14 protein-coding genes are annotated in these 13,916 nt (G+C 65.3%); 7 read left to right on the top strand and 7 right to left on the bottom strand.

The features are described from left to right. Positions 1-248 precede the first annotated feature (248 nt). Positions 249-1,676 carry a mycothione reductase gene (mtr, locus tag ACX1NL_RS07535; RefSeq protein ID WP_311390257.1) on the bottom strand — a complete coding sequence of 476 codons (1,428 nt, stop codon included), beginning with the start codon at positions 1,674-1,676 and terminating at the stop codon, positions 249-251. Positions 1,677-1,717: 41 nt separating this feature from the next. Further along, complete coding sequence (locus tag ACX1NL_RS07530; RefSeq protein ID WP_458897781.1) at positions 1,718-2,713, bottom strand: alpha/beta hydrolase; 996 nt, start codon at positions 2,711-2,713, stop codon at positions 1,718-1,720. Positions 2,714-2,844: 131 nt separating this feature from the next. Here ACX1NL_RS07530 and mqo point away from each other — a divergent pair, with 131 nt between their 5' ends. Continuing rightward, positions 2,845-4,356 (top strand): malate dehydrogenase (quinone), encoded by a 1,512-nt coding sequence (gene mqo, locus ACX1NL_RS07525; protein ID WP_458897780.1) that lies wholly within the window; start codon positions 2,845-2,847, stop codon positions 4,354-4,356. Positions 4,357-4,389: 33 nt separating this feature from the next. Here mqo and ACX1NL_RS07520 read toward each other — a convergent pair whose 3' ends face one another. Continuing rightward, positions 4,390-5,595, bottom strand: coding sequence for a protein adenylyltransferase SelO family protein (locus tag ACX1NL_RS07520; RefSeq protein WP_458897779.1), 1,206 nt, complete (start codon positions 5,593-5,595; stop codon positions 4,390-4,392). Between the two features lie 24 nt (positions 5,596-5,619). Here ACX1NL_RS07520 and cobA point away from each other — a divergent pair, with 24 nt between their 5' ends. The 4 genes from cobA (at position 5,620) to ACX1NL_RS07500 (ending at position 7,930) form a co-directional block, all read left to right on the top strand. Further along, positions 5,620-6,360 carry a uroporphyrinogen-III C-methyltransferase gene (cobA, locus tag ACX1NL_RS07515; RefSeq protein ID WP_311390261.1) on the top strand — a complete coding sequence of 247 codons (741 nt, stop codon included), beginning with the start codon at positions 5,620-5,622 and terminating at the stop codon, positions 6,358-6,360. A 130-nt stretch (positions 6,361-6,490) separates the two neighbouring features. Beyond that, complete coding sequence (locus ACX1NL_RS07510; RefSeq protein ID WP_458897778.1) at positions 6,491-7,384, top strand: class I SAM-dependent methyltransferase; 894 nt, start codon at positions 6,491-6,493, stop codon at positions 7,382-7,384. Positions 7,385-7,424: 40 nt separating this feature from the next. Beyond that, positions 7,425-7,676 (top strand): type II toxin-antitoxin system Phd/YefM family antitoxin, encoded by a 252-nt coding sequence (locus ACX1NL_RS07505; RefSeq protein WP_181888638.1) that lies wholly within the window; start codon positions 7,425-7,427, stop codon positions 7,674-7,676. Then, the gene (locus ACX1NL_RS07500) at positions 7,676-7,930 is read left to right on the top strand and encodes a Txe/YoeB family addiction module toxin (RefSeq protein ID WP_181888637.1); all 255 of its coding nucleotides are present in this window, start codon (positions 7,676-7,678) and stop codon (positions 7,928-7,930) included. Before ACX1NL_RS07505 ends, ACX1NL_RS07500 begins: the two co-directional genes overlap by 1 nt. Here ACX1NL_RS07500 and ACX1NL_RS07495 read toward each other — a convergent pair. Next, entirely contained in the window at positions 7,927-8,664 is a 738-nt protein-coding gene (locus tag ACX1NL_RS07495; protein WP_458897777.1) for an NAD-dependent deacylase, read from the bottom strand. The genes ACX1NL_RS07500 and ACX1NL_RS07495 overlap by 4 nt on opposite strands. 267 nt (positions 8,665-8,931) lie before the next feature. Between ACX1NL_RS07495 and ACX1NL_RS07490 the strand changes: the two genes are divergently transcribed. After that, positions 8,932-9,804, top strand: coding sequence for a hypothetical protein (locus ACX1NL_RS07490; RefSeq protein WP_181888635.1), 873 nt, complete (start codon positions 8,932-8,934; stop codon positions 9,802-9,804). 65 nt (positions 9,805-9,869) lie between these two features. Here ACX1NL_RS07490 and ACX1NL_RS07485 read toward each other — a convergent pair whose 3' ends face one another. Next, a complete protein-coding gene (locus tag ACX1NL_RS07485) occupies positions 9,870-10,595 on the bottom strand; it encodes a DUF1648 domain-containing protein (RefSeq protein ID WP_181888634.1) in 726 nt (241 codons plus the stop codon). A gap of 10 nt (positions 10,596-10,605) precedes the next feature. Then, the gene (locus tag ACX1NL_RS07480; RefSeq protein ID WP_458897776.1) at positions 10,606-11,292 is read right to left on the bottom strand and encodes a YaaA family protein; all 687 of its coding nucleotides are present in this window, start codon (positions 11,290-11,292) and stop codon (positions 10,606-10,608) included. Positions 11,293-11,323: 31 nt separating this feature from the next. On the opposite strand from ACX1NL_RS07480, the gene ACX1NL_RS07475 reads away from it, so the two are divergent. Beyond that, positions 11,324-13,111 carry a proline--tRNA ligase gene (locus tag ACX1NL_RS07475; RefSeq protein WP_181888632.1) on the top strand — a complete coding sequence of 596 codons (1,788 nt, stop codon included), beginning with the start codon at positions 11,324-11,326 and terminating at the stop codon, positions 13,109-13,111. Here ACX1NL_RS07475 and ACX1NL_RS07470 read toward each other — a convergent pair. Then, positions 13,108-13,914 (bottom strand): DUF4439 domain-containing protein, encoded by an 807-nt coding sequence (locus ACX1NL_RS07470; RefSeq protein WP_458897775.1) that lies wholly within the window; start codon positions 13,912-13,914, stop codon positions 13,108-13,110. The two genes, ACX1NL_RS07475 and ACX1NL_RS07470, sit on opposite strands and share 4 nt — an antisense overlap. Between the last annotated feature and the right edge of the window lie 2 nt (positions 13,915-13,916).

Here is a 13,916-nt window from a genome sequence, read left to right as displayed (position 1 = left end):
TCCTAGGACCGATAGCAAGCCCGGTGGGCTCGGTCCCGGTGTCTGCACTGACAATAGCCGAACACTTCCAGCCGTATGCAAGTTGACGCTTAAAATTTTTCAAAAGTTCAACCAAAGGTTGGAAAGCTTGGCGTTCACTGAAAGAATTGGGCTAAACCAAATATCTCTCACGTGCTCTTTTCGGCACCTGTGCGGAAAAGGTCATGCCTTTTAACCCGGTCCCCCGAAAGAGGGGGTAAAGTAGGGGTTTAGACTTCTTTGAACGTCAGGTCGAGGCCGAGGATCGCGTTTTCGGTCACCTCCGCCAGCGACGGGTGGATCCAATACTGCGAGCGAGGAAAGTCCCGCAGGTCCAGCCCGTATGCGAGCACGGTAATCATTTGCTGGATAAGCGTGGACGCCTGCGGACCCATGTAGTGCGCGCCCAACAGCTGGCCGGATTCGCGGTCCGCCACCAGCTTCACCACACCGGTGGAGTCCTCCAAGCCCCAGCCGTAGGCCACATCGCCGTAGTTCTGCACTTTCACCGTGACGTCGAAGCCCGCGTCCGCTGCTTCCTGTTCAGTCAGGCCCACCGTCGCGATCTGCGGGTGGGTGAAGATCGCCGACGGGACGTGATCGTGCGGCATCGGCACCATCGCGGAGTCGTCGTTGCCCGCCCATGCCTGAAGCACGTTGTGTGTCACGGCTCGCTGTTCTGCGTTCGCCACGTGCTTGAGTTGGTATGGGGAAGACAGGTCGCCGAGCGACCACACGCCGTCCACGGAGGTGCGGCCGAACTCGTCGACGGCGACGCGGCCGCCTTCGTGCGTTTCGATCCCTGCAGTGGCGACATCGAGGGTGTCGCTGTTGGGGATGCGGCCAGTGGCGATGAGGAGGGATTCGGAGCTGACCGTGGTGCCGTCGTCAAGCGTGAGCGTGACACCCTCGCTGTTCTCGGTGGCGGAAGTGACCGTGCGGCCGATGTGGACGGTGTAGCGCTCGGCGGCGAGTTTGTTGAACGGCTCCGCGAGGTCCGGGTCCAGCTGGCGAAGCAGCTGAGAGCGGCTGATGATGGTCACCTCGGTGCCCAAGGCGTCAAAGACGTGCGCGAACTCCATGGCAATGAAGCCGCCGCCGACGATGGTCAACGACTTCGGCTGGCGCTCAAGGCGCATGATGTCCTCGTTGGTGTGGAACGTGACGTCGTTGGCCCACTCCGGAATGAACGGGCGGGCGCCGGCGGCGAGGATGATCGTGTCGGCGGTGATGAACTCTTCGGCCCCGCCGCGGCCGGTCTTCAGCGTCTTCGGGCCGAGGAAGGACGCCTCCACGTCGTAGACGGTGACGTTGGGGCAACCGTTGCGGCGGTAGTCCTCGCCGCCCTTGGCGATCAGATCGATGCGGTTGTCAAAGACGCGCTCGACGATCCCGGGCCAGTCCGCGCCCTTGTACTCGAGATCAATGCCGAGCTTTCCAGCCTCGCGCGCCGCGTACGCCTGCTCCGCGGCGAGCACGTACATCTTGGTGGGGATGCAGCCGACGTTGAGGCACGTGCCCCCGAACGCGCCTTTTTCCACAATGGCGACGTTTTTGTCGTCGAAGTCGGGAGTGAGAATGGAGTTTCCTGAACCCGTTCCCACAATGATCAGGTCGTAGTGTGTGGCGTCCTGTAAATCGCTTACGTGAGCGGGCATGGTCTTCTCCTCTATATATATGTGTATTTTGCGTATCGACGTTACTGGGTGAAATGCTGGCCGTCGAGCCACCCGAACACAGCCTTAAACGCGGCCTCGCGGGCGTGGCGCTCGGACAGGAACACGTCGTGGCGTGCACCGTCGATGACCTGCACTTCTGTCTCGTCCGACAGCGTCGGCGCCCAGCGCTGGATCTGGTCGACGTCCAGCACCGTGTCGGCAGTGTCCGCGGCGGGGGAGTACTCCTCGCCCAGGTACGAATGCGACGAGCACAGCGTCAACGTCGGCACACCAGTGTCAACGTTTCCGGTGTGGATCTGTTCCTGCCCCTGCATCACCGCTCGGATCCAGCCCAGGTACTTGCGGTGCCCGTCGATAGGCTTCCACTCAGTGTTGAACTCCCACTCGCCGTGGAAGTCCCGGTGGATTGACTTGCCGTAGGTGCCCTCCCCGCGCTGCAACAGCGGCAGCGACGGGAAGATCGTGCCGAAGAAGTTCAGCAGCGGCTTGAGCGCTGCCACCTGCCACTTCGGAAACTGCATGTCCAGCCACGGGCTGTTGAGGACCACCCCGGCGAGCTTTGCATGCTCCGCGGGCTTCTCGCGGCGCAGGTGGTCCGCCCACAGCGGCACGATCAGCCCGCCGGTGGAATGCGCCAGCACCACCACCGAACCGTGTTCCGCGGCGAGAATATCCAGCGCCTGGGTGAGCTCGGGGAAGTACCGGCTCATCGACAGCGTGAAGTGCGCGCGCTGCCCCTTCTTCAGCGCGCGCCCACAACGCCGCAGGTCCAGCGCGTAAAACGGGTACCCGTGCCGCGTGAACTCGTCGGCGACGTGGGCCTGGAAGAAGTAGTCGGACATGCCGTGCACCCACAGCACTGCGGGTTTCTGGGGCTTTTTGCTTTTCGACGCCCGCACGTCCCGCACCAGCACCGCATCCACGCGAGTTCTGCTGTCCGGGTCCTTCCCCTGCGGGAGCGCTGCCTGCTCGAATCCGTCGCCCAGCGGGTCGGGTTGCCAATCAAGCTCATTCATGCGGCCGATGATACTTTTCTGCGGACGGTCGGCACCTGTGGTCGTCGACAAGCCTTTGCACCTTGGCGATGAAGGGGACGTAATATAGTCACCACTCCCAAAAGTCGATAAACATCAAAGGATGACTACGTATGTCTGACAACGGTGGTAAGAAGTACGCGGACGAGGTGGACATCCTGCACGTCGGCGCCGGCATCATGAGCGCGACGTTGAGCTCGATGCTGCACGAGCTGGAACCCGAGTGGTCCCAGATGATCTTCGAGCGGCTTGATGGGCCTGCCGAGGAGTCCTCCTACCCCTTCAACAACGCTGGCACCGGCCACTCCGCCCTGTGCGAGCTGAACTACACGCCCGAGAAGAAGGGCCGCATTGATGTCTCCAAGGCGATGAACATCAACGAGAAGTTCCAGCTGTCGCGCCAGTTCTGGTCCTACCAGGTGGAAAACGGTGTGCTGACCGACCCGCGCGCCTTCATCAACCCCGTGCCGCACGTGTCCTTCGCCCAGGGCGAAGACCAGATCAACTACCTGCGCAAGCGCTACGACAAGCTCTCCGCAAACCACATGTTCCCCAACATGCAGTTCGCGGACGACCGCGACACCTTCGCCGAGAAGCTGCCGCTGATGTCCCAGGGCCGCGACTTCGACGCAGAGCCGGTGGCCATCTCTTGGACCGACGCCGGCACCGACATCAACTACGGCTCGCTGACCAAGCAGTTCCTGGATGCCGCCAAGAACAACGGCACCGAGATCCGCTACGGCCGCGAAGTGACCAACATCAAGCGCGAAGGCAACTTCTGGAAGGTCACCGTCAAAAACGTCCACACCGGCGACAAGCAGGTCGTGCGCGCCCGCTTCGTCTTCGTCGGCGCCGGCGGCTACGCCCTCGACCTGCTGCGCAAGGCAGGCGTGCCGGAGGTCCACGGCTACGCGGGCTTCCCGATCTCCGGCATGTGGCTCAAGACCGACAACCAGGAACTGGTGCAGCAGCACAAGGCCAAGGTCTACGGCAAGGCCAAGGTCGGCGCCCCGCCGATGTCCGTGCCGCACCTGGACCTGCGCGTCGTGGACGGCAAGGAATCCCTCCTGTTCGGCCCCTACGGCGGCTGGAGCCCGAAGTTCCTCAAGGAAGGTTCCTACCTGGACCTGTTCAAGTCCATCCGCCCGGACAACATCCCGTCCTACCTGGGCGTCGGCGCCACCAACATCTCGCTGGTGAAGTACCTGGTGCAGGAAGTCTTCCGCGACTTCGACGGCAAGGTGGACATGCTGCACGAGTACTACCCGGCAGCAGACGGCAAGGACTGGGAGGTCGTGGTCGCCGGCCAGCGCGTGCAGGTGATTAAGCCGGCCGCCGCTCCGCGCTTCGGCACCCTCGAGTTCGGCACCGCCCTGGTCAACGACCAGAACGGCACCATCGCCGGCGTGCTCGGCGCATCCCCGGGCGCATCGATCACCCCGGCCGCCATGATCGAGCTGCTTGAGCGCTGCTTCGGCGAGCACATGATCGACTGGGCCGACAAGCTGCACGAGATGTTCCCCACCTACGGCAAGTCCCTCAAGCGCGACAAGGACGCCTACGACGAGCAGTGGGCGTGGACGCAGAAGACGCTGGGGCTGGACACGGGCGAGAACACGCTGTAGCGCGACTTCGTCGCACTACAGGGGGAGCGGTTTTTACGTCCCGCAGAAGGTGACGTAGGGCAGCTGCCCCTCAGGCCGGGCCATCCATTCGGGCCCGGCCTTTTCGTTGTACGGGTCGCTCACCGCGGCGAGCAGCTCGTTGTACGCGGTGTAGTTGCCGCGGAGCTCGGCGGCGTCGATAGCCTCCTGCAGCATCTGGTTGCGGGGGATGAAAATGGGCCCCGGCGTCCCGTTGATGCCGTGCTCGCGGTTGTAGATGGTGATGTCGGCGGCGGCGTTGAGCCCGTCGTGGTCGTCCCCGATCCACGTCGCCCAGGCTTCGTCCCAGGCTGGCTGGACAGTTTTGACGTAGGCGTCGACCTTCTCCGCGCCTAGCAGCGGATAGAGCGCCTCCGCCAGCCGCGCCATGTTCCAAGCGATGATGTTGGGCTGGTTGCCGAAGGCGTAGCGGCCCTGGCGGTCGATGGAGGAGAAGCTCGCGGTGCCGTCGAAACGCTCGGTGAACGCGCACGGGCCGTAATCGATGGTCTCGCCCGACAGCGCCACGTTGTCGGTGTTCATCACCCCATGGACGAACCCCAGTCGCATCCAGTGCGCCACCAGGTCGAATTGGCGGCCGGTGACGGTGCGCAGCATCTCCTCGGCGTCCGCGAAACCGGCGGTGGCGACGACCTTCTGCGTCAGCTCCTCCGACTGCGTCGCCGCGTACTGCACCGTTCCCACGCGCAGGTGGCTCTTGGCCACGCGCACCACAATGCCGCCGGGGACCGCGCCGTTTTGGCGGATCACCGTGCCGCCGGTGGACAGCACCGCAAGCGAACGGGTGGTGGGCACGCCGACCGCGTGCATGAACGTGGAAACGAGGTGCTCGCGCAGCATCGGCCCGATTGCGCCCACCCCGTCCGTGCCGGGGCGCGAAAACGCGGTCAAGCCGGAACCCTTGAGCTGGATCTCGTGGCCGGCGGTGTCGCCGAGCAGCAGGGCGCGGCCGTCGCCAAGCAATGGCACGAACTGGCCGAACTGGTGCGCCGCGTACGCCATGGCGTGGCCGCCGTGGGAGCCGGAGAGGAACTTCAGGCCGTCGTCAGACTTGAGCCACGCGACATCGAGCCCGAGCTCTGCCGCAAGCGGCTCGTTCAGGGCGACAAGCTGCGGGTTCTCAAACTGCGTGCCGGGCTCCTCGTGCGCGAGCTCCGGCAGGGTGTCTGCGAGCGTGTGGGCGAGCTGGGGGTGATTCATAGCTCCACCCTAAACTGATTGGCTATGACTACCGGCCACATCACACTCGTAGGCGGCGGCCCGGGCGCGTGGGACCTGCTGACCATCCGCGGACTGCGCGCGCTCGAGGCTGCCGACGTCATCCTCGCCGACCACCTCGGCCCCTCCGCTGAGCTGGAGAGCTTTTTGGACCTGACCGGCAAAGAGGTCGTGGACGTGGCGAAGCTGCCGTACGCGCGGCAGGTGGCGCAGGAGCGGATCAACGAGATGCTGGTGGAGTTTGGGCGCGCCGGCAAGCACGTGGTGCGGCTCAAAGGCGGCGACCCGTACGTGTTCGGCCGTGGCTTCGAGGAACTACAGGCGTGCGCGGCCGCCGGGCTGGAGTGCTCGGTGGTGCCGGGTGTGACCTCGGCGGTGTCCGTGCCGGCCGCCGCTTCGGTGCCGGTGACGCAGCGCGGGGTGACGCACGCGTTCACGGTGGTCTCCGGGCACCTGCCGCCCGGCCACGAGAAGTCGCTGGTGGACTGGGGTGCGCTCGCTCGCGTCGGTGGCACGATCGTGGTGGTGATGGGCGTGCGCAACGTGCGCGCGATCACGGCGGCGCTGGTGGAGGCCGGGTTGTCCGGGGACACGCCAGCCGCCGTGATCCAGGAGGGCGAGACGGACGCGCAGCGGGTGTACTTCGCCACCGCAGCGAGCTTGGCCGACGTGATGGAGGCCGAAGGCGTCGCCGCGCCCGCCGTGTACGTGGTGGGGGAGGTCGCGGGCCTTGCGCACGCTGGATAGCTTGATCTGGGATGTCGCCTTCGGCGCGGCTGAGCGCGCAAACCCTGGGAGCCAAAGCCTGGGAACGGCCGAAAAAAGAGCGTTCCCAGGCTTAGGCTCCCAGGGTCTGTCGGACGGTGGTCAAAGGACAGTGCTCATCTGCCACGACCCGACCCTGGACCTCACCCGCGCGGCGGTCGCCGCGGGTGCGTCCGTGGTGTTCTGCGACTCGGACTACACGCGCAGCCAGCAGGCCCGCTCGCTCGGGGCCGAGGTAGCCGGGGACGTGCGCCTGGACGAGTACCTCGCCGGCGCGTCCGGGTCTGCCGTTGCGGTCGGGGAGATGCCGAAGTCCCTGGCACGGCTGGACTACCTGGCGCGCTCTATCGCGGGCGCCGGCTACGACGACGTTCGCCTCGTGCTCGGTGCGAACAACAAGCACCTCGCACGCAGCATGAACGCTACTTTGGGGGAGTCGTTCGAAGAAGTTGCCGCCTCGCTCGGCCGCGGCAAGTTTCGCTGCCTGGTCGCCTCCGGCCCCCGCGAGGTGTCGTATGAGCCATTGCTTTACGACGGCCTCGTCGCCGTCGGCGGAGTTTTCTCCGGCGCAAAACCGGACCGGGGCGGGGAGCTGCTTCGCTCCTGCCTGCCCGCCGAGCCCGGCCGGCTTCTCGACCTGGGCTGCGGCAACGGCTCCGTCACCCGGGGCTTGGGCGGCGTCGCCACGGACGCGGACGCCGATGCGGTGCTCTCCGCCCGCGCCATCGGGCTGGAGGCGACGTGGGATGACGCCGGCTCCCGATTGCCGGACGCGTCCTTCGACACAATCGCGCTGAACCCGCCGTTCCACGACGGCACCACCGTCGACGCCACGTTAGTGCAGCACCTCCTCGACGCCTCCGTGCGTTTGCTCGCCCCCGGCGGGGCGCTGTACCTGGTGCACAACTCGCACTTGCGCTACCGCGGCGAGGTGGAGCGTCGCTTCGCGTCCGTGGAGCAGGTCGCGCGCGATAGGACCTTCACGGTGCTCCGCGCCAGCTCGTAAATGTGGTACCGTTTTGTGGTACCACATAAAGGAGGGGCAAATGTCCATCAGTGCATCGGAAGCTCGCCGGACCTTATATCCGCTCATCGAGCGTGTGAACAACGACCGCGACGCGGTTGAAATTGTGTCGCGCAATGGCAATGCCGTGCTCATGGCAGCAGAAGATTATGAGTCATGGGTAGAGACCGCTTACCTGTTTAAATCGCGGGAGAACAGGCGCAGGTTGACTCGGTCCTATGAGGATGCCCTCAACGGCAAGTTCGTTGAGCATGATCTCGATCTGGATGAGTAATGCGCCTCGTTTGGACTGCCGATGCGTGGAGCGACTACCTCTATTGGCAAACCACTGATAGGAAGATGCTGAAGCGGGTGAACCAGCTTCTCCGCGACGTGTTGCGAGATCCCTTCGAGGGGATTGGTAAGCCTGAACCGTTGAAGTATGGCGCGGATGGTGCTTGGTCGAGGCGTATAACTCAAGAACACCGATTGGTTTACATGCTTGCGGATGGAGACCTAGTGATACTGCAGGCCCGCTATCACTACTAGCCCAGAAGAGCGGGCAGCGCGTTGGCGGCGGTGTCCTCGATGACCACGTCGGCCAGGTGCGATAGGTCCGTGCGCATCGGGGTGATCTCGATGATGGGGATCTCGCGGGCGTGCGCCATCAGCGGCAGGCCGGCGGCGGGGTAGACCACCCCGGAGGTGCCCACGATCACCAGCGCGTCGGCGGTGCGCATGCGGCGCTCCGCTTCCTTCCACTCGGCTTCAGGCAGTGCCTCGCCGAACCAGACCACGCCGGGGCGCACTGGGCCTCCGCATTCTGGGCAAGCCGGGGGAGTAATTGCTGCCACGGGTTCTTTGGGGAGATCGATGGGCTGGGCGAAGCTTTCGTCGCAAAGCGTACAGCGAAAGTCGAACAGCGAGCCGTGCAGATGGACGACCTCCTTGCTGCCTGCGCGCTCGTGGAGGTTGTCGATGTTTTGCGTGGTCACCGTTGTCTTCTGCGACTTGGCGACGGCGGCGTGGCCCGCGTTCGGCTCCGCCTGCTGCGCGAGGTGGGCGCGCCAGAGGTACCAGGCGAACATGGTGTCCGGGTCGTCGTGCCACGCGTCGATGGACGCCATGTCCTGCGGGTCCACGTTCTCCCACAGGCCGGTCTGGGCGTCGCGGTAAGTGGCGATGCCGCTGTCGGCGCTCATGCCGGCGCCGGTGAAGACCTCGATGTGGGAGGCGTCGGCGATAAGGGCGCGGGCGGTGTCGATGGTGGAGGAGGCGGTCATGGGTGCGACGGTACCTGTGGGGCGGGGGCCAGGGGGCGGTGTTAACGACGATATCGGCATTTAGGGCTGACGCGGCGGTAAAAGCCCTGGTCGCGGTCGGGTCGGGACGGTAAATGCCGATATCGTCTTTTGTACAGAGAGGTTCCCAAGTACCTGAACTGTGGATAACGATGGCGGCGAGTTATCCACAGATGAGCAAGAGCCCTTCCATTTTGCGTGAACCTCTGTCAGTATCGCGGCATGGATCGGGGGAGACAAGCAGAGATTGTGCGCAAACTACGCCATCGGGATAACGTCAACGACAACGCAGGTGCAGTGATCCTGTCATCGAAGCACTGCATGTCGCGGGCCGACTTCTCGGGGCTCGCGTTCTATGAGAGGCGGTGGATCCAGGCCATCGCTGCGGGGAAAGCCGCCAGGAAAGCAGCACTGGCCGGGCGATCAGCTGCAAGGGCGTTGGATATGTGGGTGGTGACGACCGAGGTCAACGAGCCAGTGGAGCTACTTCTGCCAAACGGCAAAGCGCCGCCGAAGAAGCAGCAGCCGGCGAACACGGTCTATCACCGGGCAAGGAAGCGGCCAGCGACAATCCGGCGCTTCGACACACTGCGTGCCACGGATGAACTGACCACGGCGTTCGAAATCGCGCTGCGACATGGTTTCCGGGAGGGGCTCGTCGCCATGGACTGGATACTGAAGTTCTACGCGGACAGAGACACGGTCGAGGCCGAGATGGAGAAGCTGGGCAGGGTGCGAGGCATTGACACGCTGCGGAAAGTAGTGAGGTTCGCGGTGGACAACTCGCGCTCGCCGTTCGAGTCGTACGGAAGAGCGATTCTGATTGAGCGGGTGGCGGAGCACTGGATCGTCAACGGCATGTTTGCCGGCTATGAGGTGGATCTTCGCCGCGGGATGTTCGTGACGGAGATAGACGGCGACTACAAATACGACGGAGTGACGTTCAAACCCACCGACGAGACGCTGCGGAAAGAACGCCGCCGCGAAAAGAACCTGCTGAAGGCCGGCGTCAAGCTACTGCGCCCATCGCCGGTCGATTTGTTGTTCAGAGAAGATGAGTTTGTGGCAGATGTGCGCCGGCTTCTCGCGTTAGCGGAGATGGTTGAGAAGGCGGCGAGTTAGCGCAGGTAAAAGGGGTGCAACCGATAAACCGATAAATTCGATCCGGCCGATAAACCGATAAATTGCTAAACCGCAAAAGACAGCGCTACGCACACTATGGGGATCAAAGCTATGCCGACCACCACCCGCCGCAAGTAGCGCTTGCCCGGCGCGTGGGCGGTGTTCACCGCGATCTTGCCCGGGTTCGACGGCAGCACCGCGGCGACCATAGGGTCGTTCGGCGCCGAATAGGTGCCCATGCCGCCCTGGTAGCGCAACTGCTCGTTGCGGGCCTGTTCGTCCGCGTCCGGTTCGATCCCGTCCTTTTTTGAGGTCACGCGCATGCCGATCACCACCACATAGATGATGAAGCCGATCCAGAGCACAATCTCCAGCCAGAACGGCAGTTTCACGTCCGGCACCACCATGGAGATGTTCATCACCGCGAACAGTGCGGCCATCGCGAGGATTATTTTGGAGACGATGTCTGCGGAGGCGTCGCAAAGCTTCTCGACGCGCCGGGCCACCGTCTCCGAAAACGGCAACGCGCCGTCGGCCGGGACGTCGACGGTGTGCCGGGCAAGCGATCTCGGCGGCAGAAACAGCGGCAGGATCAGCGTTACCGCGATGCCGATGATCATCGGCAGGGTCGTGCTGAGCAGCGTCTTCGGCGCGAAGCCGTCCGCCTCGCCGGTGGGGCCGATGTGCACCGTCACAGGGTCGGGGATCGCATCCCAGCGCAGCAGGATGTAGGCGAACCCGGCGGCGTAGATCAGCGCGGCCAGGGCGTAGCGACGGTACTGGGATGGCATGGAGCTCAACCTACACACGCATTGTGAGCAGTGTGCCGTCGACCGAAACGTCGAACCCGGCGGCGGAAGCGATGTCGGCGACATCTTCGGCGGACGTGGCGTCGTGAGGCGCCAGCGCGCGGGCCAGCTCGCCCTTGTACTGCTTGTTGAAGTGGCTGACCACCTTGCCCGTGTCGGCCTGCTCCACGCGCACCGTCAGCGCTCCCGGCACCGGCCCGAGCTGCTGGTAGGCGCCGGAGCGCATGTCCACCACGAACCCCTCCTCCGCGAGCACATCACTGACCAGCGAGCCCCACCACGCCTTCATCGTTTTCCCGTCCACCTTGGAGCCGCCGGAAACCCGGTAGCGGGGGATCAGGTCGCCTGCGCGCGCCACCCCGAACAGCGCGGAGCCCACGGCCAGGCGCGCCAGGGCCTCATCGGGCAGGGACGGAGCGTCGAGGGCGTCGTAAAGCACGCCCGTGTAGCGCTCGATCGCCGGCATCACCGGCGCCGTGCGCAACGCTAGATTCTCCTCGGCCTCCAAGCGCTTTCCGGCAGGGATTTTCAACTCGCGCATTTGGGTGTCCACGTCGGTGGCCGTGAGGACGTCGATAAGCGATGTGCGTACGGCGTCGAGGGAGGGAAACGACAGCGACATGGACGCGTCGGTGCCGCCGGGGGCTTTGGTTTCAGAAGGCGGGAGCACGATCAGCATGCGCAAAACCCTAGCGGTAAACTTCCAAACCATGATTACACGCCTGTCCACGCTGTTCCTGCGCACGCTGCGCGAAGATCCCGCCGATGCCGAGGTGCCCAGCCACAAGCTGCTGGTGCGCGCAGGCTATGTGCGCCGCGCCGCGCCGGGCGTGTACTCCTGGCTGCCGCTGGGCCTGCGCGCGCTGCGCAAGATCGAGGGCGTGGTCCGCGAGGAGATGGACGCCATGGGCGGCCAGGAACTGCTCTTCCCGGCGCTGCTGCCGCGCGAGCCGTACGAGGCCACCAACCGCTGGGCGGAGTACGGCGACGACCTGTTCCGCTTGAAGGACCGCAAGGGCGCGGACATGCTGCTTGGCCCCACGCACGAGGAGATGTTCACCACCGCGGTGAAGGACCTGTACTCCTCCTACAAGGACTTCCCGGTCACGCTGTACCAGATCCAGACCAAGTACCGCGACGAGGCGCGTCCGCGTGCCGGCATTCTGCGCGGGCGCGAGTTTGTGATGAAGGACAGCTACTCCTTCGACATGTCGGATGAGGGGCTGGACCAGTCCTACGCCAACCACCGCGCGGCTTACCAGCGCATTTTCGACCGCGTGGGATTGCGCTACGAGATCTGCAAGGCCACCTCCGGCGCCATGGGCGGCTCCGCGTCCGAGGAGTTTTTGGCGTACTCGGACAACGGCGAGGACACCTTCGTCGTCTCCACCGCGGGCGACTACGCGGCGAACGTCGAGGCAGTGACCACCGTCGCGCCCGAGCCGCGCCCGTTTGAGGGGCTGCCGGAGGCGGTCGAGCACGACACGCCTGCGTCCGAAACCATCGCGGCGCTCGTGGAGTGGGCGCAGGGGGCTGGCGTGCTTATCGACGGCCGCTCCGCCGAAGCCGCCGACACCCTCAAATGCATGATGGTGAAGGTCAACGACCCGCGTCAGGTAGATGAGGACGGCGAGCCGGTCGGCCCGCAGCTGGTCGGCGTGCTCATCCCCGGCGACCGCGAGCTGGACGAGAAGCGCCTCGAGGCATCGCTTGAGCCCGCCACGTTCGAGCTGGCCAGCGACGAGGACTTTGCCAAGAACGACTTTTTGGTCAAGGGCTACGTCGGCCCCCGCGCGCTCGCGGCCAACGGCGTGCGCGTGCTGGCGGACCCCCGCGTGGTGGACGGCACCGCCTGGATCACCGGCGCGGACGCCCCGCAGAAGCACGTGGTGGGCCTGGTCGCCGGCCGCGACTTCACCGTCGACGGCTTCATCGAGGCCGCCGAGATTAAGGCCGGCGACCCGTCGCCGTCCGGCAACGGCACCGTCGAACTCGCTCGCGGCATCGAGCTGGGCCACATCTTCCAGCTCGGCCGCAAGTACACCGAGGCCATGGACGTGCAGATCCTGGACGAAAACGGCAAGCGCGCCGTGCCCACAATGGGCTCCTACGGCATCGGCATCTCCCGCATGCTCGCGGTGATCGCGGAGCAGCGCCACGACGACAAGGGCCTGGTCTGGCCGGTGGAGATCGCCCCGTTCCAGGTGCACGTCGCGGTGGCGAACAAGGACGCCGCAGCTCTCGAGGCGGGCGACCGCATCGCAGCCGAGCTGTCCGACGCCGGGCTCGAAGTGCTTTTCGACGACCGACCAAAGGTCTCCCCGGGCGTAAAGTTCAAGGACGCCGAGCTGTTGGGCATGCCGTTCATCGTCATCCTCGGCCGCGCGTTCGCCGACGGCATCGTGGAGCTGCGCATCCGCGGCGGCGAGACGCTGGAGGTCCCGGCCGACGAGATCGTGGCAAAGGTGCAGGAGCTCGTCGCCGAGCGCCTCGGCTAGACCCGCTGGGCGTGGGCGGCCAGCCTGATGGCGTCTCCGCGCCACGTCGCCGACTCCGCGTGGGCGGCGGCGTAGCGCCACTGCGCGACCAGGTCGCTCTGCATGGTCTTGACCAGCTGAGCGGCCTCTTCTGCATTCGCGGGCTCGGTGTAGCCCTCGGCGAACTCGTATCCGGCGGCCGGAACCAGAGACTCGCCGTCGGCGATATCCAGCACGCGGGTCAGTGCCGCGGTGCGTTCGTGGGAGGCCTCGCGCAGCTCGCCGACGCGCTCGCGCAGATCGGAATCGGCGTAGGCGAGCGCGAGACCGAGCCCGTAGTAGACGGCGTTTTCCCGCGCGAGCATGTCGCGGGCAGCTTCCGTATCCGCGGCGTTCGACACTGTCTCGGTGACGGGCTCGAGGTTGACGGGGGAGAGCGTGAGTGCGTCGATAGCCTGGGCGACGATGAGGTCCACGGACTCTTCCGGCACCTTGTCGGCGGCGGCGACGGTGTGCTCGAGCACCGCAGACGCATTACCTTCGGCGGGCAGGTCGGTGTCGCCGTAGCTGACGTCGCACGAGGCAGGCGTTTGCCCCTGCGCGTCCAGGCCGCACAAACGAAGCGCTTCCTCTTTCAGCTCCTCGCTCTGCTTCTGGCGCATCTCGCGCCACTGTTCCCGTGCGGGGTCCCCGAAAACCCAGTCGGCGGAGGCCTGCTTGGCCAGCGCCATGATCTCGCCGTTCGCGCGTGGACCCACGACGTCCATCACGGTGCAGCTGGTGAGCAAAAGCGCGGCGGCGGGCAGCAGGAGGAGTTTCTTCACGC

It is taken from the genome of Corynebacterium sp. CQ3829_602738, from assembly GCF_054478435.1.
Note: the sequence above shows the minus strand (reverse complement) of the source record. Positions and strands in the feature narration are given on the sequence as shown.

Bases quoted from the DNA above. Each gene is read 5' to 3' on its own strand.
- mtr (WP_311390257.1), bottom strand. From the start codon at position 1,676: ATGCCCGCTCACGTAAGCGATTTACAGGACGCCACACACTACGACCTG.
- ACX1NL_RS07530 (WP_458897781.1), bottom strand. From the start codon at position 2,713: ATGAATGAGCTTGATTGGCAACCCGACCCGCTGGGCGACGGATTCGAG.
- mqo (WP_458897780.1), top strand. From the start codon at position 2,845: ATGTCTGACAACGGTGGTAAGAAGTACGCGGACGAGGTGGACATCCTG.
- ACX1NL_RS07520 (WP_458897779.1), bottom strand. From the start codon at position 5,595: ATGAATCACCCCCAGCTCGCCCACACGCTCGCAGACACCCTGCCGGAG.
- cobA (WP_311390261.1), top strand. From the start codon at position 5,620: ATGACTACCGGCCACATCACACTCGTAGGCGGCGGCCCGGGCGCGTGG.
- ACX1NL_RS07505 (WP_181888638.1), top strand. From the start codon at position 7,425: ATGTCCATCAGTGCATCGGAAGCTCGCCGGACCTTATATCCGCTCATC.
- ACX1NL_RS07500 (WP_181888637.1), top strand. From the start codon at position 7,676: ATGCGCCTCGTTTGGACTGCCGATGCGTGGAGCGACTACCTCTATTGG.
- ACX1NL_RS07495 (WP_458897777.1), bottom strand. From the start codon at position 8,664: ATGACCGCCTCCTCCACCATCGACACCGCCCGCGCCCTTATCGCCGAC.
- ACX1NL_RS07485 (WP_181888634.1), bottom strand. From the start codon at position 10,595: ATGCCATCCCAGTACCGTCGCTACGCCCTGGCCGCGCTGATCTACGCC.
- ACX1NL_RS07480 (WP_458897776.1), bottom strand. From the start codon at position 11,292: ATGCTGATCGTGCTCCCGCCTTCTGAAACCAAAGCCCCCGGCGGCACC.
- ACX1NL_RS07475 (WP_181888632.1), top strand. From the start codon at position 11,324: ATGATTACACGCCTGTCCACGCTGTTCCTGCGCACGCTGCGCGAAGAT.